The sequence below is a fragment of the Azospirillum sp. A1-3 genome, assembly GCF_023806445.1.
Lineage (GTDB): Bacteria > Pseudomonadota > Alphaproteobacteria > Azospirillales > Azospirillaceae > Azospirillum.
Genome location: NZ_JAMSLU010000003.1, coordinates 363,289 through 381,372, shown reverse-complemented (window position 1 = coordinate 381,372; position 18,084 = coordinate 363,289). Strand labels below are relative to the sequence as shown.

Below are 18,084 nucleotides of genomic sequence, written 5' to 3'. Positions count from 1 at the left end.
AGAGCGTTCGCCATGGCAACGGAACCGAAAGCCGGGCCGCTGGCCTGCGTGTTGGGCGATATGGATCTGGTGCGCCCGCTGGGGCTGGCCGGCATCCGTTGTGCCGTGGTTGGAGCACCGGGCGGGGCGGCCGCCCATTCCCGCTTCACCGAGCGGCTGATCCCGTGGGAAGGTGGCAATGAGGATGTGCTGGTCGACCGGCTGCTACGGTTCGGCGCCGCGCAGGCCGAGAAGCCGATACTCTATATGGAGGAGGACGCGCAGCTTCTGATGGTGTCGCGCCACCGCGACCGGCTGGCCGCCGTCTTCCGCTTTGCCCTGGCCGAGGCCGATCTGGTGGAGACGCTGGTCGACAAGGGCCGGTTCCAGGAATTGGCGGAGCGGCTGGACCTGCCGGTTCCCCGCACCCGGCGCCTGAGCCCCCTGCCCGGCAGCGAGGCGCCGGATCTGGACCTGCGCTATCCCGTGATCGTCAAGCCGCTGACCCGCCGCCCGCCCTGGGACGAGATCGAGGGGCTGGGCAAGGCGATCCGTCTGGACGGCCCGGAGGAGCTTCGCGCCTTGTGGCCGCGGCTGATCCCGGTTGGCATCGATCTGCTGGCGCAGGAGCTGATCCCCGGACCGGAGACGCGGATCGAAAGCCACCATGTCTATATCGACGCCGGCGGCGCCGTGGCCGGCGAATTCACCGGCCGCAAGATCCGCACATATCCGGTCGATTACGGCCACAGCACCGCGCTGACCATCACCGACATTGATGGCGAGGGAGCCGATGTGGCGGCTCTGGGACGGGACATCGCGGCGCGCATCGGCCTCAAGGGCGTCGCCAAATTCGATTTCAAGCGCAATCCCGACGGCCGGCTGCACCTGCTGGAGATCAACCCGCGCTTCAACCTGTGGCACCATCTGGGTGCGGTCGCCGGGGTGAACCTGCCGGCGATGGTACAGGCCGACCTGACCGGCAGACCCCGCCCAGGCCCCCGTCCTGCCTCGGCCAAGGCCCGGCCGGGCGCCTGCTGGTGCCACATTAGCAAGGACCGGCTGGCGGCGCGGGACTGCGGCGTGCCGACGGCGCGCTGGCTGGCCTGGGTCGCGCGCTGCGAGGCGAAGGCGATCACACCGGACGATCCGATGCCCTTCCTGCGGCCGAAGTTGGACCGGCTGCTGGCGCGCATTCCCGGCGTCGCCGGTCCCGCTCGGCTGGCGAAGCCATGAAGATCGCGCTCATCTCCGACATTCACGCCAATCTGGAGGCGTTGCAGGCGACGCTCGACGTCATCCGGGCGGAGGGGGCGGAGCGCATCGTCTGCCTGGGCGACATCGTCGGCTACAACACCGACGCCGCCGCCTGCATCGCCCTGCTGCGGCAGGCCGGCGCCGTCTGCATCGCCGGCAATCATGACCGGGCGGTGACCGGCGCCATCGGAATCGAGGGGTTCAGCGGACCGGCGGCGCGCGCCGTCACCTGGACGAAGGCGCGGCTGGACGAGGAGAGCCGCGCCTTCCTGTCCTCCCTGCCGCTGACGGCCGTGGTGGATGGAACCCTGGTCGCCGTTCATGGCGCCCTGCATCCGGAGGTGGGCAAGGAACTGGTGCGGCTGGACGATGACGGCAAACGCCGCTTGAGCCTGCAGGCGCTTCTCGGGCATCCCTCCGGCGCGCGGGTCTGCGCCTTCGGCCACACCCACCGGGCGGGGTTGTGGGAGTGGCGGGATGGGGCGGTGCAGGCGGTGCCGCTCGACGGCGGGGCGCAGTTGCGGGCCGACGGGCTGTACCTGCTGAACCCCGGCACGGTGGGGGAGCCGCGCGGCGCCGATACCCGTGCCTGCTTCGCCTGCTTCGACACCGCCAGCCGGCGGGTCACCCTGCACCGCGTCGCCTATGCCCGCCGGGCGGCGCTGGCGAAAACCCGGCGGGCCGGTCTGGCGCCGCGTTTTGCCGCAGTTCCGGCGCCGGTGAGGATGAAGTTGATCGAAATACTGAGGATTCTCGGTGTCTACGAATGGATGAAGCGGGCTCTTCCACGCCGTGTTTCATCAATATGACAATCCCGTAACGCGGCTTTGCTTCAACAGTGACGTGGAAATGAGCATAATCCGGCGCAGGGGCAGAGGTGACGCCGGGCTATGGACACTATCGGTATATTCAACGGCGCTGCCGGCGGGATGCGGACCCGGTTCGGCAGAACACTGTCGTCCCTGGCCGCTTCGCTGGCGCTCGGTCTTGGCCTGCCTGCGGCGAGCCTGCCGGCGCAGGCGCAGCAGCCTGACGCCGCAGTCGTGGCCCGGGATGGAAAGGCCGCGGCGGATGCCGGACCGGTCCAACTGACGATCCTCTACACCCAGGGCACCACCGATCTGGACGAGACCGCCGGGCGCGGCGGCATGGCCCGGCTGGCCGGAACGATCCGCCAGGAACGGGCCGCCCATCCCAACCTGCTGGTCCTGCATGGCGGCCAGACGCTGGCGCCGTCGGTGCTCGCCTTCTACGACCAGGGCGCGCACATCATCGACCTGCTGAACGGCATGACCATCGACGCGATGGCCGCGCTGAACCGCGAATTCCACCATGGCGACGACCGGCTGAGCGCCCGCGCCTTCGAGGCCGGCTTTCCCATCGTCACCACCAACACGGTGGACCGCGCCACCGGTCGCACGCCGGACGGGCTGGAGGACGCGGTGGTGCTGAGCGCCGGCCCCTTGCGCATCGGCGTGATGGCGGCGACGCCGGTGCTGACGCGGGAGACCACCCGCGCCCAACGGACGGAGTTCCGCGACCCGGTTCCGGCGCTGACGGCGAAGGCCGCAGCATTGAGGGCCGACGGCGTCGATCTGGTGGTGGCGATGACCGGCTATGCCGGCGACACCCACCGCAGCGTGCTGGCCGCCCGCCCCGCCGACATCGTGCTGTACCAGGACCGCAACCGCCCCTTCGCCGTCGATTACGACGGGCGTTTCCTGTCCGCCACCGTCGGGCCACAGGCGGCCTGGGTGCTGGCTTTGGATTTGACGGTGGAACGCAGGACCGGGCCGGACGGCAAGCCGCAAGTGAGCTGGACCCCGGCGCCCCGCCTGATCGACAGTGCGACGGTGCCGCCCGATCCCGCCACGCTGATCCAGGCCAAGGCTTATGCGGCGCGGCTCGACACCATGCTGCGGATGGAGGTGGGACGTCTCACCGCTCCGCTCGACACCCGCAAGGAGTCGTTGCGGACGGGCGAGAACGCCTTCGCCAATGCGGTGGTCGACACGCTGCGCGAGACGCTGGACGCCGACGTGGCGCTGATCAACGGCGGCGGCATCCGCGGCGACCGTCAATATCCGGCCGGCACCCTGCTGATCCGGCGCGACATTTACACAATCCTTCCCTTTCACGATGTCGGCGTCGTGCTGGACGTCACCGGGCAGCAGCTTTGGGAAGCGGTGGAAAGCGGCGTTTCGGCGGTGGAGCAGTTGCAGGGCCGCTTTCCCCACCTGTCCAACGCCCGTGCGGAAATCGACCTGACCCGCCCGCCCGGCCAGCGGCTGCGCAGCCTGTCGGTCGGCGGCAAGCCGGTCGGCCGGTCCACCCGTTACCGTCTGGCGACCAGCAGCTTCGTGGCGGGGGGCGGCGACGGGTACGGCGTGCTGGCGGGCGTGCCGAGGCTGGTCGAAGACCGCAACAGCGAGTTCATCTCCACCCAGATGATCGACCACATCGCCCGCAGCGGCGAGTTCGTTCCCCGGCTGGACGGCCGCATGACGGTGAGGCGGTAATGGACGGCCAGTTTTCCTCCAGCCTGTCTTCCACCATCGCGCGGAGCACGCCGCGGGTCGCCACGCTGCCTGCGCCGGCGACGGACACGACGCCAGGTCCGCAGACGCCGCCGCCGAACCGGACGCGGCGTTTCGGCATCGCGGTGCGCATCACGCTGGGGCTGTCGGTGATGGCGCTGCTGGTGATGCTGATCGGCGGCGTGTCGATGTCGTCCTTCCGCCTGTTCCGGGCGGAAGTCACGGCCCTGTCGACCGACACCCTGCCGGAGGTCATCACCAGCGCCGAACTGCACGGATCGTTGCAGAAGCTGGTGGCGCAACTGCCGCAGCTCGCCGCCGCGAATTCGACGCCGCAGCGCCGGTCCATCTATGACGGGCTGGTGACGGAGCTGGATTCGATGCAGCTTCTGGTCGCCCGCATGCGCGGCCTGATAAAGGAGAACAACGGGGACGGGAAGGAGCGCGACGGCAACGTCCGCCTGCTGGAGCAGACCCGCTCCACCCTGCTGATCCTGGCCGCCACCGTCGCCGACCTGAACGCCGAGGTCACCCGCCAGATCGAGTATGGCGACCGTCAGGCCGAAGCGGCCCGCGCGCTGAGCCGGTTGGCGGCGGCGATCGAAAGCATGCCCGACACCGGCGCCTGGGCCGCGCGCATCGGCGCGCTGATGGCGCGGGCGGCGGGAGCGACGCAGCTCGACCATCTCAGCCGGCTGAAGGGGGAGGCGCGGTCGGCCGAACGGACGCTGGCCGAACTGGCCCGCCTGTCCGGCGGTGCCCCGGACCCGACCGGCCAGATGATGTCCACCGTGCAGGAGGAGCTGTTCTCCCTGCTGGTGGCGCCGGGCGGGCTGTTCGAGAGCGCCATCGACCGCTTGCAGGCGCGCAACCGCGCCCAGGCGCTGACCGGGCAGGCCCAGGTGCTGGTGGAGACGGTCGAACGGTCCACCCGCGCGCTCTACGACTCCATCCGCGACCAGTCGGCCGAGCGCACCGGTGCGCTGGCCGAGCTGATCGACGAACGCACCCGCACGGTCATGATGCTGGCCGGCGCGTCGATCCTGCTGGCGGTCGGCGTCTATTTCATCTTCCGCCGCTTCCTGTCGTCGCGGCTGGTGGCGATGAACCGGGCGGTGCTGGCCCGGCTGTCGGGAAACCGGCAGGCCGGCGGCGGAGCGGCCGGGATGGTTCCGGTCCCGGCCCCGGTCCCGGTGGACGGCGACGACGAGATCACCGACATCGGCGCCTCCATCCGCTATTTCATCGACGAGATCGACCGGCGCCAGCAGGCGCTGGCCGACAACGAGCGGCGATTCCGCGATCTGGTCGAGGGCTCGATCCAGGGCATCATCATCCATCGCGATTTCCACGCGCTCTACGCCAACGACAGCTTCGCCGCCATGCTCGGGCTGACGGTGGCGGAGGTGATGGCCCTGCCGTCGCTGCTGTCCGTCGTGGCGGTGGAGGCGCGGCAGTCGATGATCGACAATTACGACCAGCTGCTGGAGGGCGGGCAGTCCACGCCGCGCCGCCGGATCCGCGCCTGCCGGCCCGACGGCGCCGAACTGTGGGTGGAGCTGACCGGCCGCCGGGTTGACTGGAGGGACGGCCCGGCGATCCAGGCGGTGGTGGTCGACGTGACGCGGGAGGTCGAGGCGGAAAACGCCCTGCGCCAGTCGCGCGACGCCGCCGAACGGGCGCTCGGCGAACTGAAGGCGACGCAGGCCAGCCTGATCCAGGCGGAGAAGATGGCCTCGCTCGGCCAGCTGGTCGCCGGCGTGGCGCACGAGGTGAACACCCCCATCGGCATCACCATCACAGGCGCGTCGCAGTTGCAGGCGCTGATCGGCGAACTGTCGGACCGTCATACGGCGAATGCGCTGAAGAAGTCGGACTTCCAGCGCTTTCTCAGCGACGGGATGGAGATGGCCAACCTGATTCTGTCCAACAGCACCCGTGCGGCCAATCTGGTGCAGAGCTTCAAGATGGTCGCCGTCGACCAGTCCAGCGACGAGCGCCGCGCCTTCCTGCTGCGGGATTACATCGACGAGCTGCTGCGCAGCCTGCATCCGACCTACAAGGCGCGGGCGGCGCTGACCATCGACATCGATTGCCCGGCGGATCTGGAACTGGACGGATATCCGGGGGCGCTGTCGCAGATCCTGACCAACCTGATCATGAACGCGCTGGTCCATGCGCTGAATCCGGAGCAGCCCGGCCGCATCGCCATCGCCGCCCGTGTGATGGACGGCGACATGGTGGAACTGTCGATCGGCGACGACGGCGCCGGCATCGCGCCGGAGGTCCTGCCCAAGGTGTTCGACCCCTTCTTCACCACGCGGCGCGGGTCGGGTGGCAGCGGGCTGGGGTTGCATATCGTCTACAATCTGGTGACCGGCCGCCTGCACGGCACCATCGGGGTGGAGAGCCGCCCCGGCGAAGGCACCCGCTTCACCCTGCGTTTCCCCCGAGTCACGGCGGCGGCATAGATCGCTGCCGCGTTCGCCCGCCCGTTTCCCCGGCCGGCGGCATGCCTGTGCATGGATCAGACATATCTGGATATGCTGACGTTCGCCCGTTGCCCTTCGGCGTGGCAGCGGCGGTTGATTCCACGTGCAAACAGTCAGTTTCCTATACAGGCTTCCAGTGTTTTTATCGCTATGAGGGAGCTTGAGCGAAATGAATTTCAGCAGACGCGATTTTCTGTCATCTACCGCCGCCGTGGCGGGTGCCTCCATGCTGCCCTTCGGCCCGGCGCGGGCGGCGACGGCGAAATATATCCGCTACAGCGCGACCAGCGACGAAGGCAAGGCGATGCTGCGCAGCTACGCCACGGCCGTCCAGCGGATGGTGAACCTGCCGCCCGACCATCCGCACAACTGGTTCCGCAACGCCTTCGTCCATTTCATGGACTGCCCGCACGGCAATTGGTGGTTCTATGTCTGGCACCGCGGCTATCTCGGCTATTTCGAGGAGACGGTGCGCAAATACAGCGACAATCCAAATTTCGCCTTCCCCTATTGGGACTGGACGGTTCTGCCGCAGATCCCGAACGAGATGTTCGACGGCGCCCTGACCCCGGTCAGCGAGGCCTTCCAGCCCTATACCAAGGACCTGAAGACCTTCACCGCCTATATCAAGCCGGCGATGAAGAAGTATTGGGACACGCTGAATGCGGCCCAGCGCAAGCAGCTGGACATCCGCGGCTACAGCAGCTTCGACAAGCTGTGGGACGACGTCACCGGCTGCAGCCACGGCAAGTGCGATCCGGGCAACGAGGCCTTCGCCGCGACCGACCGTGCGCGCTACCTGAGCCGTGAGAACCCGAAGCTGGACGACAAGACGGCCAAGGCCTGCTCGCCCCAAACGGTGCTGACCGGCCTGCTGCCGGTGGATTACTACAACGCCGACGTGACGCGCAGCTTCACCAGTTCCAAGACGGCGTCGCACAACGTCATGCCGGGCGGGAACACCCAGTTCTCCGTTCTGGAAGGCCAGCCGCACAACCTCGTTCACAACTGCATCGGCGGCGTCGGCCCGTGGGATCCGGGTCCCTACGGCAACATGACCAACTTCCTGTCGCCGGTCGACCCCGTCTTCTTCCTGCACCATGCGAACATGGACCGGCTGTGGGACGTCTGGACGCGCAAGCAGCAGCGCCTGAGCCTACCGATCCTGCCGACCGACAAGGAGGAGCTGTCGCAGCTGTCCCGCGAACCCTTCCTGTTCTTCGTCCGCGCCGACGGCAGCTATGTCCTCGACGGTCGCGCCGGTGACTATCTCAGCACCGAACGGTTCCAGTACGAGTACCGGCACGGCTTCGGCGACGCGGAATCGGCGCAGGTGGCGGCAGCCAATCCGTCGGCTCAGGTCAAGGCTCCGGTCAAGGGTACGGTGGCGAAGGGCGTGGGATCGGTCCAGCTGTCGGCGGCACCGTCCAGCCCGGTGGTGATGGCGGTCAAGGTGAGCCGCCCTGCCGGTACCGGCGCCTCGCGGAATTTCGACCTGCTGATCAACGCGCCGGCCGGCGTGACGAAGGTGGCGGCGGACAGCCCCTATTACGGCGGCACCATCGGCTTCTTCGGCCCGGCCATGCACGGCATGGCGGACGACGCCACCTTCACGCTGCCGCTGCCCCAGGCCGCCCACACCGCCGCGCTGGCGCAGAGCCCGACAGCCAACGCGGCGGCGCCGGCGGCATCCGCAACGCTGGAGGTTCGCCTTGTCCCGACCAATGGCTCCACCACCACCGCCGCCGTCAAGGCGGTCTCGCTTCAAGCCCTGTAAGGGTTGGCGAGGCGGCTTGCCGGTTGCCGCCCTGCTCGCGCTGCTGGTCCTGACGGGCCAGCCCGCGGGCGCGGAGCCGGCGACCCGGTCCGGGACGCCGGACACAAATGGGGAGATGATCCTCGCCCTGCCGCATCCGCCGCGGCAGGGCGAGGCCGCCATCCTTGCGGTCACCCTCGGCCCGCTCGCCCACGGGCAGACGGTGGAGGTCGCCACGTCGGATGGCGTGCCCATCGGCGCCGCCGCTCCCTTCGGTCCCCAGCGTGGTCAGGGTGCCGGGACCGTGACCATTCCGGTGCCGGCCGGGATTTGGCGGGACGGACGCCTCGCGCTCCGCCTGCGCATCACCACCCATGACGGCCGGTCCCGTCCGCCGACGGCGGATGAGGTCAAGGAGATTCGGCTGTCCATCATCGGCCCGCCGCCCCGATCACAGCCGTAACCGCCCGGTCAGCGCACCGGCCCGTCGAACCAGTGGCGGCCTTGGCGGTCCTCCACCTCGACCACCCAGACGTCGGGGTCGTAGCGGAGCTGGCGGGCGATGTAGGCGTCGGCATCGGCCTCCGGCACCGGATCGGCGCCGGTGCCGCGCGCCCAGAACAGCCGCTCGCCATCCGCCTCGCGGGTCTGGACCAGCACGGAGAAGGTGCGGTCGAGCCGGTTGATCTTCAGGATCACCGTGCCGCGGCTGGGATCGCCCTTGCGGACCACCGTCATCGCCACGCCCTGGGCGTCGGCTGCGCGGATATGGGCGGAAACCCAGAGATGCGTCGGAAGGCGGTCGTCCATTGCCGTGACAGGCTCCTGATCGTGGGCTCTTGGTGATTTTCGATTCTCGCCCTGCCCGGCCGGCCGGTGTAGAGAAGAAGGTATGGCAACACTCCTGGACGCTCTGAACGCCGCCGTCAACCACCACATGGCCGGCCATGCCCAAGCGGCGGCCAACGCCTATCGCCACATCCTGACGGCGGAACCGGCGCAGCCGGACGCGCTGCACCTGTCGGGCGTGCTGCGGGCGCAGACGGGCGACGCGGCGGCGGCGGTGCGGTGGATCGGCCGTGCCGTTCGGATCCGCCCGACGGCGGCGGCCCCCTGGGGCCATCTGGGTGCGGCGCTGCGGGCGGCGGAGATGCCGGAGCGGGCGGAACCGGTGCTGCGGCGCGCCCTGGCGCTCGACCCGGCTGATGGCGACGCGCTGGAGGCGTTGGGCGCCTCGCTGCACGCGCTGGCGCGCTACCCCGAGGCGCGGCGCTGGCTGGACCGCGCGGCCCGGCTGCGGCCCGGACATGCGGCGACCCTGCTGAATCTCGGAACCGTCCTGCGCGACCAGCGCCGCTTCGACGAGGCGGAGGCCTGCTTCGACGCCGTGCTGGCGCGCAATCCCGCCAACGGCGACGCCCATCTGGCGCGCGCGGTGGGGCGGCTGGTCCGCGGCGACCTGCGCGCGGGTTGGGACGGATTCGAGCATCGTTGGCACCGCTTCGCCAGCCCGCCCTGGGCCGGCCAGCCGCCGGGCGGCGCCACCATCCTGCTGCACATGGACCAGGGATACGGCGACGCCATCCAGTTCGTGCGCTATGCCCCGCTGGTGGCGCGGATCGCGGCGCAGGGCGGCGGCCGGGTGGTCCTGGAAACGCATCTGCTGCTCTACCGTCTGTTCAATCACTCCCTGGGATCGTCGGTCCAGGTGCTGGTGCGCGGAGAGGACCCGCCGCCGCACGACATCCACTGTCCGCTGATGAGCCTGCCGCGGGCCTTCGGCACCGAACTGGGAACCATCCCCGGCGGCGTGCCCTATCTCGCCCCCGATCCCGGCGACGTCGAGCGCTGGCGCGGCCGGCTGGCCGGGGTGGACGGGGATGGGGCCGGCCTGCGGGTCGGGCTGGTCTGGGCCGGCAACCCGCAGCACCGCAACGACCGCAACCGCTCGATCCCGTCGGCGGCCTTGGCACCGCTGCTGTCGGTGCCCGGGGTGCGGTTGGTCAGCCTGCAGACCGGCGATGCGGCGGCTGACCTGAACCGCTTGCCCGGCGTGGCGATCCCGAACGCGATGGAGCGGGTGCGCGATTTCGCCGATACCGCCGCCATCCTCGCCAACCTAGACCTGCTGGTGACGGTCGACACCGCCGTCGCCCATCTGGCCGGGGCGATGGGCGTGCCGTGCTGGCTGATGCTTCCCCATGTGCCGGACTGGCGCTGGATGCTCGACCGTGCCGACAGCCCCTGGTACCCGTCGCTGCGGCTGTTCCGCCAGCCGCGCCCCGGTGACTGGACCACCACGCTCGGCACCGCCGCCGCCGTGCTGAAGGCGCAGGCCGCCCGCGCCGCGCGGATGGTCACGGGATAAGGATGGGGTATGGCAGGCAACTTCGGCGGGAGCTTTCTGCCCGCCCGGCCTGCCGGCACTAGGCGAAACTTTCCTACCTGCCGGGAAATTCCGGCCCCGCCGTGACGCGCTCGTAAAAAATCGGCCTATTACAATGGGTTGGCGTCGGCATGGCAGTTGGCACTCCGTTTGCTAGATAGGGCGCAGAAGACCTTTGCCCTTTCTTTCGGAGACCCCGGCCATGAGCATCTTCGGTTCGATGACAACCGCCGTTCTCGGCCTGAATGCCCAGTCGAAGGCGCTCGGACATATCTCGGACAACATCGCCAACAGCTCGACCATCGGCTACAAGCGCGTCGATTCGGCCTTCGAGACGATGGTCCTGCAGTCCAGCCAGCGCCTGCACGAGCCGGGCGGGGTCACGGCGCAACCGGTCTTCATGAACAACATCCAGGGCAGCCTGACCCAGGTGCAGAGCCCGACCAACATCGCCATCCAGGGCCAGGGCTTCTTCAGCGTCACCAAGGTGGCGACCCAGGGGTCGAGCACGCTGGTGCAGACGCAGACGGGCACGGTCAACTCCTCGGCCGCCTTCTACACCCGCGCCGGCGACTTCGAACTGGATAAGAGCCGCTATCTGGTCAACAGCTCCGGCTATGCCCTGAACGGCTGGCTGGTCGATCCGGTGACCGGCGTCCTTCACAAGGATCAGGTGGCGCCGATCCAGGTCAACTCGCTGATCGACAAGCCGGTGGCGACCAACACGATCGACCTGGCCGCCAACCTGCCGGCGACGCCGAAGCCGGGTGAGAAGATTCCCGACAGCAGCATCCAGATCTTCGACAGCCAGGGCAACCCGCGCACCGTCAATTTCAAGTGGCGGCAGCAGGCGGACAGCAGCTGGCGCATGGTCCTGGACGCGCCGGGTTCCAACACCAAGCCGGTCGACGGCACCTTCACCGGCAATCCCGCCACCGTGACCTTCGGCCAGAACATCCCCGGCCAGACCGCGGTCGCGCAGGTCAACGTCATCACCCTTGCCGGCAACAACACCAACGGGCAGGACAACCTGCGCATCGGCGACACCTATTCGGTCAAGGTCGACGGTACCAACTACAGCCTGAAGATCACGGCCGACAACATCGGGTCGATCCGGACCTATTCGGGTCTGGCCGGCGCGCTGGCCAACCAGATCAACTCCGCCTCGCCGGCGGCGTCGGTGCTCGCCACCTCGTCGGGCCAGACGATCCGCGTCACCGCGCGCAACCCCGGCACGCCGTTCAAGCTGAACACCGACGTGGTGTCCGGCACCAACACCGCCAACACCATCGTCAGCCAGACCTCGACGGCGGCGACGGCAAGCGCCGGTGAAATCGACAAGTTCCAGTTCCCGCAGACGCAGGTCGAGGTCGGCGACTCCTTCACCATCAACGTGAACGGCACGCCGATCAGCTACACGGTGACCGCCGCGACCTATCAGAGCTATTCGACGGTGAGCGACGTCGTGTCCCAGCTGGCCGGCAAGATCAACCAGGCGCTGGGCTCCACCGTCACCGCCTCGTCGGCCGGCAACATCCTGTCGATCCAGGCCAATGCGGTGAACACCAACGTCACCTCCAGCGCCAGCGTGACCAATTCCAGCGCGTCGGTGAACACGATGAGCTCGCTGCCGTCCGTCGCCAGCGTGGCCGGCGTGCGCCAGAGCCGCACGGTGACGCTGACCGGCACGCCGGGCGACATCGGCACGCAATACACCCTCAGCGTCAACGGCACGGCGGTGACCTACAGCACCACCGGCGAAGAGATGACGATGGAGGACATCACCGCGGCGCTGGCGAACAAGATCAACTCCAACACCTCGCTGCCGGTGACCGCCACCGCGCAGGGCGGCGTCATCACCGTCACCGCCAAGACCGCGGCCACGCCGGCCAACGCCAATACGATGACCGGCACCGGCTCCATCACGCTGGGCGGATCGAAGGTGGACGTCGGTGACACCTACAAAGTGACGGCCGGCGGCGTAACCTACTCGCTGACCCTGGACAACGCCAACATCAACACCTACAGCACGCCGAACGCGGTGCTGAACTATTTCGCCACGCAGATCAACGGCGCGGGCGGCACAGCGACCGTGACTGGCAACGTGCTGGCCGTGACCAGCGATGCGACGGCCACCGGTCTCGTGAACGATGCGACCGCCTATCAGTTCACCCTGGACCAGAGCGCGGTCGCCGGCCAGACGCCGGCCCATATCGGCCTGACCTTCGGCAAGACGCCGGAGACGGTCGGCACGCTGACCAACATCTCCACCGCCCTGGTCGGCACCGGCACGGCGGTCAGCGCCGCCAACCAGTCGGCCGGTTCCGACGCCAACGTCACCTTCACGGTCGATTATGGCTTCGGCCCGCAGCAGATCTCACTGAACCTCGGCAAGTACCAGAAGCCGGGCGGCCTGACCCAATATGCCGGCGAGGAAATCAACGTCACGCAACTGGTCCAGAATGGCGCGCCACGCGGTCAGTTCAAGGACGTGGTGTTCGGCGACAACGGCACGGTCATGGTCAACTACGACAACGGACGGTCGAAGATGGTTGCGAAGGTGCCGATCATCACCTTCAACAACCCCAACGCCCTGCAGCGGGAATCCGGCGGCGTCTTCATCGAGAGCGAAGAAGCCGGCAAGCCGAACTTCAACGATCCGGAGACGAACGGCGCCGGTGCGGTGGTGGCGAACAGCGTGGAAAGCTCCAACGTCGATATCGCCGACGAATTCACCAAGATGATCGTCACCCAGCGGAGCTATTCCGCCAACGCGAAGATCGTCACCACGTCCGACGAAATGCTTCAGGAAGTGCTGGGGCTGAAGCGCTAAGCGCGGCCCTGACCTTCTGATTACCTGATCGCCAGTTCCCTGATCGAATGAATGGGGGGCGGCGGCCATCCCGGCACCGCCCCGACCATCCCGATCCGTGAAAGGTCTCCTGCCATGTCCCTCTTCGCAGCCTTGAACAGTGCCACGGCCGGGCTGCGCACGGTCCAGACCAACGTCAAGCTGGTTTCGGACAACATCGCGCAGGCCAACGACCCGAACCGCACCCGCCACACCGCCCAACAGTCGGTGGACGCCAGCGGTCAGGTCATCAGCACGACCTATCGCCGGGAAGTCGACAAGGCGCTGATGGCGCAGGTGATGGATCTGACCTCGCGCGACGGCGGATCGCAGGTGACCTCGACCTACATGCAGCAGCTGGGCGACCTGATGCGGACCACCAACGGGACGCCGCTGCTGAACGACTATGCCGACAAGTTCCAGGCCGCGATCAAGACGCTGTCCACCTCGCCGGAAGACGAGACGGCGCAGTACCAGCTGGTCCAGACTGCCGAAAGCTTCTCGCGCGAGATCCGCCGCGTGTCGGAAGGCGTGGAGCAGCTCGACCGCGACATGTCGACCGACATCACCAAGTCGGTCGACACCGTCAACGACCTGCTGAAGCAGATCAACTCGATCAACAACGACATGGTGTCGCTGCAGGGCCAGGGATCCGCCGCCAACGCCGTCGCCGACAAGCGCGACGGACTGGTGCGCGAGCTGAGCACCTACATGGGCATCCGCACCGTGGAGCGGCCGGATGGCCGGCTGGCGATCTTCACCCCATCGGGGCTGGCGCTGGTCGACGCCCAGCCGGCAAATCTTTCCTATGACGGCGGCAACATCAACCTACAGGTCGGCAATCATGTCACCTCGATCAACAATCACCTGACCACCGGCAAGCTGGGTTCGCTGATCCAGATGCGCAAGGACGGCTCGACCACCGAGCCGCCGACGCCGGCCAGCGGCGACCCGACGAGCGAGGTCATCCGCAAGCTGCGCTCGCAACTGGACGAGTTCGCCAAGGCCTTCACCGGCCCGACCAAGCCGGGCGAGCCCACCAGCTTCGCCGACGCCTACGACAATGCCAGCCCGGCCGCCGACGGCGAACAGGCCAACCAGTTCTTCACCGGCACCGACCGCTTCACCATCGCGATCAACCCCAAGCTCCTGGACAACACCAGCAAAATCAAGCAGTCCGCCATCGACGGCATGGTCCAGGCGGTCAATGCCGCCGGCCGCAGCTTCAACGCCGACGGGCTGCAGATGAAGGACACCACCTACAGCGCCATCGGCAGCGCCATCACCGGAACCTGGATGGCCGCGGCCAAGACGGCCAACACCGCCGCCGATTCCAACAAGGCCTCCATGCAGCTCCTCAGCGAGCGCTACCAGTCGCAGACGGGCGTGAACATCGACGAGGAAATCGCCCAACTGCAACAGCTCCAGACCTCCTACCAGGCGTCGGCACGGGTCATGCAAGTGGCCAATGCAATGTTTGACGCGCTGGAGGCGGTGGTCCGATGAGCTCGATAACGGGAGTCAGCAGCTACTCGAAATATCTGAGCCTTGTCCGGAACCTGTCCGGAGGCCAGAACGACATCAACCGGCTGTCCGAACAGCTGACCACGGGCAAGAAGTCGGTCGATCTCAACGCCTACGGCCCGGAGGTGCAGAAGCTTCTGGACCTCCGGTCGGAGATGGCGAAGAAGGACAATTACGTCCAGAGCATCAACATGGCGGCGCCGCGCGTGCAGGCGACCGACAAGGTGCTGACCTCGCTGGAATCGATCGTGTCGAGCTGGACCTCCAGCACCACGATGCCGTTCGAACCGGGTCCAGCCAGCGTCGCCACGCCGATCGACACCAATCCCGACGGGATGAAGATGTCGGTCGACGCCACCAAGTCGAAGCTGACGGTCGGCGCCAAATACACCGTCACCGCGGTTCCGTCGCAGCAGGGCGGCAACGGGACCTTCGACGTGACGGTGACCGATGGGCTGGGCGGCAAGACCACCCGCGCCATCAACCTGGGCACCACCCCGCCCAACGACGGCAAGGGCTACAACTTCAACATTTCCGGCGGCCCCGGCGAGGGCGCGATCCTGAACCTCAGCTTCGACACGCTGAAGGCGTCGGCGAGCAGCAGCTTCTCCGTCACCTTCCCGCAAGCCGATCAGGTGAAGGACCGCGCCGAAGGCGCCATGCGCGACATCCAGGCGCTGATGAACCAGCGCTTCGGCGACCGCTACCTGTTCTCCGGCTCGCGGTTCGGGACGGAACCGGTCACCGACCTGATGGCGACGAAGCAGACCAGCAAGATCACGCTGAACGGCGCCGTGGTGAACGCCGACGATTATTTCGAGGTGACGGTCTCCGGCAAGACCTTCGGCTATCAGATCCAGGCGACCGATCCGAAGACGCTGACCTTCGTCGCCCAGACCCTGACCACCCAGATCAACGCCGCCAGCCCGTCGCTGCCGATGACGGTGTCGACCTCCAACGGCATCATCACGCTGGTCGGTCAGGATCCGGGGCAGAAGTTCGACCTGTCGGCCCGCGTCATCAATTCCGCCACGGTCGAGAACAGCGTCACCGCGCCAACCACCACCCAGGCGCCGACGACCGCGCTGCCGCAGATCGACAGCTTCACCCTGAACGGTGCGGCGGTGGACATCGGCGATACCTTCGAGTTCACGGTGGCGGTCGGCGATCCCGACGATCCGTACAACCAGAACTACTACACGAAGAATCCCACCGAGCCGCGCGACCTGCCGCCCTACCAGACCTACACCGTGCGCTACACGGTCAGCGACACCGACTATGCCGCCGGCGTCTCCAACGTCAGCCAGGTGGCCGACAAGCTGCGCCAGAATTTCGCCAACCTGAACCCGGCCCCGCCGGTCACCATCGACGCGGTCGGCAATGGCCCCGGCATCGCGCTGACCAGCACGGCCAACGCCGATCCCAAACATCCCGGCCGCAGCTCGCTGTTCTCGACCAGCGCCAAGGTGACGAACGGGTCGCTGGAGAACACCATCTCGGTCGGCACCCTGCCGCCGGAGCAGGACAGCCTGATCGACGTCCCCTATGCCGAGCCGCCCGACCTGCCCTTCTACGATTCCGAATATCTGACCAAGGGCAAGAATGCCGAGGCGTACCGCAAGTCGCAGGTGACCATCGACGACAACCTGAACCTGACCTACGGGGTCAGCGCCGACGACAAGGCGTTCCAGACCCTGGTCAAGGCGATGCAGTTGGTGCGGACGGCGGCGGCCAACCCCGGCAAATGGACGGAGTACAGCACCCAGGCGCGCGAGATGCTGACCCAGGCGACCGACCAGATCCGGTCGATCCACGCCAAGGTCGCGTCCGACGCCGCCACGCTGGATACCACCAAGACCGCCCACACGGACTCGATCGCCACCCTGACCGACCGCATCGCCAAGATCGAAGGCATCGACCAGACCGAGGTCGCGGCCCGGCTGAGCAGCGCGATGAACGTCCAGCAGGCGACCTATACCGTCGCCGGCCAGACGCAGAAGCTGTCGCTGCTGAACTATTTGGCCTGACGGGGGCTGGCCTGAAAGAAAAGGGGGTGGCCGGACCGGCCACCCCCTGTTTCCCGTCAGAACCGGAACACCGTCACTTGGCGCGGCCGGCCGACTGCATGAAGTTGTCGTAGGGCAGCTCCGCGACGCGGAACCACAGCTGCACCTCGTCCAGGAAGGGCTTCCAGCTGTCGTAGACGGCCTTGAAGTCCGGATTGGTCTTCGCGATGTCGTCGTACAGCTCGTAGGCGATCTTGTGGGCGGCCTCCATCAGGTCGCGCGGATAGGGGCGCAGCAGGGCGCCCTTGGCGACCAGACGCTTCAGCGCCTTGGCGTTCTCCGCGTCGTAGCGGGCAGTCATCGCGCTGTTCGCCTCGGCGCAGGCGGCGGTCAGGATCGCCTGATAGGATTTGGGCAGCGCGTCCCATTCCTTCTGGTTGATGTAGAGCGAGACCTGCGGCCCGCCTTCCCACCAGCCCGGGTAGTAGTAGTATTTGGCGACCTGGACGAAGCCCAGCTTTTCGTCGTCATAGGGACCGACGAACTCGACCGCGTCGATGGTGCCCTTTTCCAGCGCCGGGTAGATGTCGCTGCCGGCGATCTGGGTCGGGGCGGCGCCCAGCTTGGCCATGATCTGGCCGGTGATGCCGGCGATGCGGATCTTCAGGCCGTTGAAGTCGGCGAGCGACTTGATTTCCTTGCGGTACCAGCCGCCCATCTGGGCGCCGGTGTTGCCCGCCGGGAACTGGACGATGCCGTGCTTGGCGAAGAAGGTGCGCATCACCTCCTGGCCGCCGCCATACTGGTACCAGGCATTCTGCTGGCGGGCGTTGGGCCCGAAGGGAATGGCGGTGTCGAAGGCGAAGGTCGGATCCTTGCCGACATAATAGTAGCCGCAGGTGTGGCCGCACTGGACGGTGCCGTTCTGCACGGCGTCCAGCACCTGCAGGCCGGGGACGATCTCACCGGCGGCATGGACGCGGATCTGGAACTTGCCGTCGGTCGCCTCGGACACGCGCTTGGCGATCATCTCGGACGTGCCGACGAGGATGTCGGTGCTCTTCGGGAAGCTCGAAGCCAGGCGCCACTGGATGGTCGGCTGGGTCTGTGCGATGGCCGGGGCCGCGAGGGTCGAGGCGGCAACGGTCGAAACGGCACCGACGCCGGCCTTGGTGAGAAACGCTCTTCTTTCCACTCCCGCTACTCCGCAAGATTATTGCTATTGCTGACGATTTCCGTGACCCGCGATGAATCAGGGAATTACAGCGACTTAGGCGAGAGCGTAACAAAGCATCC

General features: G+C 67.6%; 12 protein-coding genes. 10 read left to right on the top strand and 2 right to left on the bottom strand.

Annotated elements, in window-relative coordinates; genetic code table 11:
- Positions 1 to 12: 12 nt before the first annotated feature.
- The 6 genes from M5E06_RS19515 to M5E06_RS19490 all read left to right on the top strand — a co-directional run bounded on the left by M5E06_RS19515 (position 13) and on the right by M5E06_RS19490 (position 8,484).
- Positions 13 to 1,215 (top strand): carboxylate--amine ligase, encoded by a 1,203-nt coding sequence (locus M5E06_RS19515; RefSeq protein ID WP_252139622.1) that lies wholly within the window; start codon positions 13 to 15, stop codon positions 1,213 to 1,215.
- Positions 1,212 to 2,045 carry a metallophosphoesterase family protein gene (locus M5E06_RS19510; protein ID WP_252139621.1) on the top strand — a complete coding sequence of 278 codons (834 nt, stop codon included), beginning with the start codon at positions 1,212 to 1,214 and terminating at the stop codon, positions 2,043 to 2,045. Before M5E06_RS19515 ends, M5E06_RS19510 begins: the two co-directional genes overlap by 4 nt.
- A gap of 81 nt (positions 2,046 to 2,126) precedes the next feature.
- On the top strand, positions 2,127 to 3,755 hold the full coding sequence (locus M5E06_RS19505; protein WP_252139620.1) for a bifunctional metallophosphatase/5'-nucleotidase: 1,629 nt from the start codon (positions 2,127 to 2,129) through the stop codon (positions 3,753 to 3,755).
- The gene (locus M5E06_RS19500) at positions 3,755 to 6,244 is read left to right on the top strand and encodes an ATP-binding protein (RefSeq protein WP_252139619.1); all 2,490 of its coding nucleotides are present in this window, start codon (positions 3,755 to 3,757) and stop codon (positions 6,242 to 6,244) included. The genes M5E06_RS19505 and M5E06_RS19500 overlap by 1 nt, the downstream gene beginning before the upstream one ends.
- A gap of 190 nt (positions 6,245 to 6,434) precedes the next feature.
- Positions 6,435 to 8,042 carry a tyrosinase family protein gene (locus tag M5E06_RS19495; RefSeq protein ID WP_252139618.1) on the top strand — a complete coding sequence of 536 codons (1,608 nt, stop codon included), beginning with the start codon at positions 6,435 to 6,437 and terminating at the stop codon, positions 8,040 to 8,042.
- Positions 8,043 to 8,058: 16 nt separating this feature from the next.
- Positions 8,059 to 8,484 carry a hypothetical protein gene (locus M5E06_RS19490; protein ID WP_252139617.1) on the top strand — a complete coding sequence of 142 codons (426 nt, stop codon included), beginning with the start codon at positions 8,059 to 8,061 and terminating at the stop codon, positions 8,482 to 8,484.
- 8 nt (positions 8,485 to 8,492) lie between these two features.
- Here M5E06_RS19490 and M5E06_RS19485 read toward each other — a convergent pair whose 3' ends face one another.
- The gene (locus M5E06_RS19485) at positions 8,493 to 8,831 is read right to left on the bottom strand and encodes a DUF1491 family protein (RefSeq protein WP_109155015.1); all 339 of its coding nucleotides are present in this window, start codon (positions 8,829 to 8,831) and stop codon (positions 8,493 to 8,495) included.
- An 82-nt stretch (positions 8,832 to 8,913) separates the two neighbouring features.
- Between M5E06_RS19485 and M5E06_RS19480 the strand changes: the two genes are divergently transcribed.
- The 4 genes from M5E06_RS19480 to M5E06_RS19465 all read left to right on the top strand — a co-directional run bounded on the left by M5E06_RS19480 (position 8,914) and on the right by M5E06_RS19465 (position 16,809).
- Positions 8,914 to 10,389, top strand: a complete 1,476-nt coding sequence (locus M5E06_RS19480) for a tetratricopeptide repeat-containing glycosyltransferase family protein (RefSeq protein ID WP_252139616.1) — start codon at positions 8,914 to 8,916, stop codon at positions 10,387 to 10,389.
- Positions 10,390 to 10,609: 220 nt separating this feature from the next.
- Positions 10,610 to 13,240 carry a flagellar hook-basal body complex protein gene (locus tag M5E06_RS19475; RefSeq protein WP_252139615.1) on the top strand — a complete coding sequence of 877 codons (2,631 nt, stop codon included), beginning with the start codon at positions 10,610 to 10,612 and terminating at the stop codon, positions 13,238 to 13,240.
- 114 nt (positions 13,241 to 13,354) lie between these two features.
- Entirely contained in the window at positions 13,355 to 14,764 is a 1,410-nt protein-coding gene (gene flgK, locus M5E06_RS19470) for a flagellar hook-associated protein FlgK (RefSeq protein ID WP_252139614.1), read from the top strand.
- Positions 14,761 to 16,809: a hypothetical protein gene (locus M5E06_RS19465; protein WP_252139613.1), complete on the top strand. Its 2,049-nt coding sequence runs from the start codon at positions 14,761 to 14,763 to the stop codon at positions 16,807 to 16,809. The genes flgK and M5E06_RS19465 overlap by 4 nt, the downstream gene beginning before the upstream one ends.
- A gap of 73 nt (positions 16,810 to 16,882) precedes the next feature.
- On the opposite strand, the gene M5E06_RS19460 is transcribed toward M5E06_RS19465, so the two are convergent.
- Positions 16,883 to 17,983, bottom strand: a complete 1,101-nt coding sequence (locus tag M5E06_RS19460; RefSeq protein WP_109156088.1) for a TRAP transporter substrate-binding protein — start codon at positions 17,981 to 17,983, stop codon at positions 16,883 to 16,885.
- Positions 17,984 to 18,084 lie beyond the last annotated feature (101 nt).

What these genes read in the sequence shown, in the direction of transcription:
- M5E06_RS19515 (WP_252139622.1), top strand. Translation starts at nt 13, where the DNA reads ATGGCAACGGAACCGAAAGCCGGGCCGCTGGCCTGCGTGTTGGGCGAT.
- M5E06_RS19510 (WP_252139621.1), top strand. Translation starts at nt 1,212, where the DNA reads ATGAAGATCGCGCTCATCTCCGACATTCACGCCAATCTGGAGGCGTTG.
- M5E06_RS19505 (WP_252139620.1), top strand. Translation starts at nt 2,127, where the DNA reads ATGGACACTATCGGTATATTCAACGGCGCTGCCGGCGGGATGCGGACC.
- M5E06_RS19500 (WP_252139619.1), top strand. Translation starts at nt 3,755, where the DNA reads ATGGACGGCCAGTTTTCCTCCAGCCTGTCTTCCACCATCGCGCGGAGC.
- M5E06_RS19495 (WP_252139618.1), top strand. Translation starts at nt 6,435, where the DNA reads ATGAATTTCAGCAGACGCGATTTTCTGTCATCTACCGCCGCCGTGGCG.
- M5E06_RS19485 (WP_109155015.1), bottom strand. Translation starts at nt 8,831, where the DNA reads ATGGACGACCGCCTTCCGACGCATCTCTGGGTTTCCGCCCATATCCGC.
- M5E06_RS19480 (WP_252139616.1), top strand. Translation starts at nt 8,914, where the DNA reads ATGGCAACACTCCTGGACGCTCTGAACGCCGCCGTCAACCACCACATG.
- M5E06_RS19475 (WP_252139615.1), top strand. Translation starts at nt 10,610, where the DNA reads ATGAGCATCTTCGGTTCGATGACAACCGCCGTTCTCGGCCTGAATGCC.
- flgK (WP_252139614.1), top strand. Translation starts at nt 13,355, where the DNA reads ATGTCCCTCTTCGCAGCCTTGAACAGTGCCACGGCCGGGCTGCGCACG.
- M5E06_RS19465 (WP_252139613.1), top strand. Translation starts at nt 14,761, where the DNA reads ATGAGCTCGATAACGGGAGTCAGCAGCTACTCGAAATATCTGAGCCTT.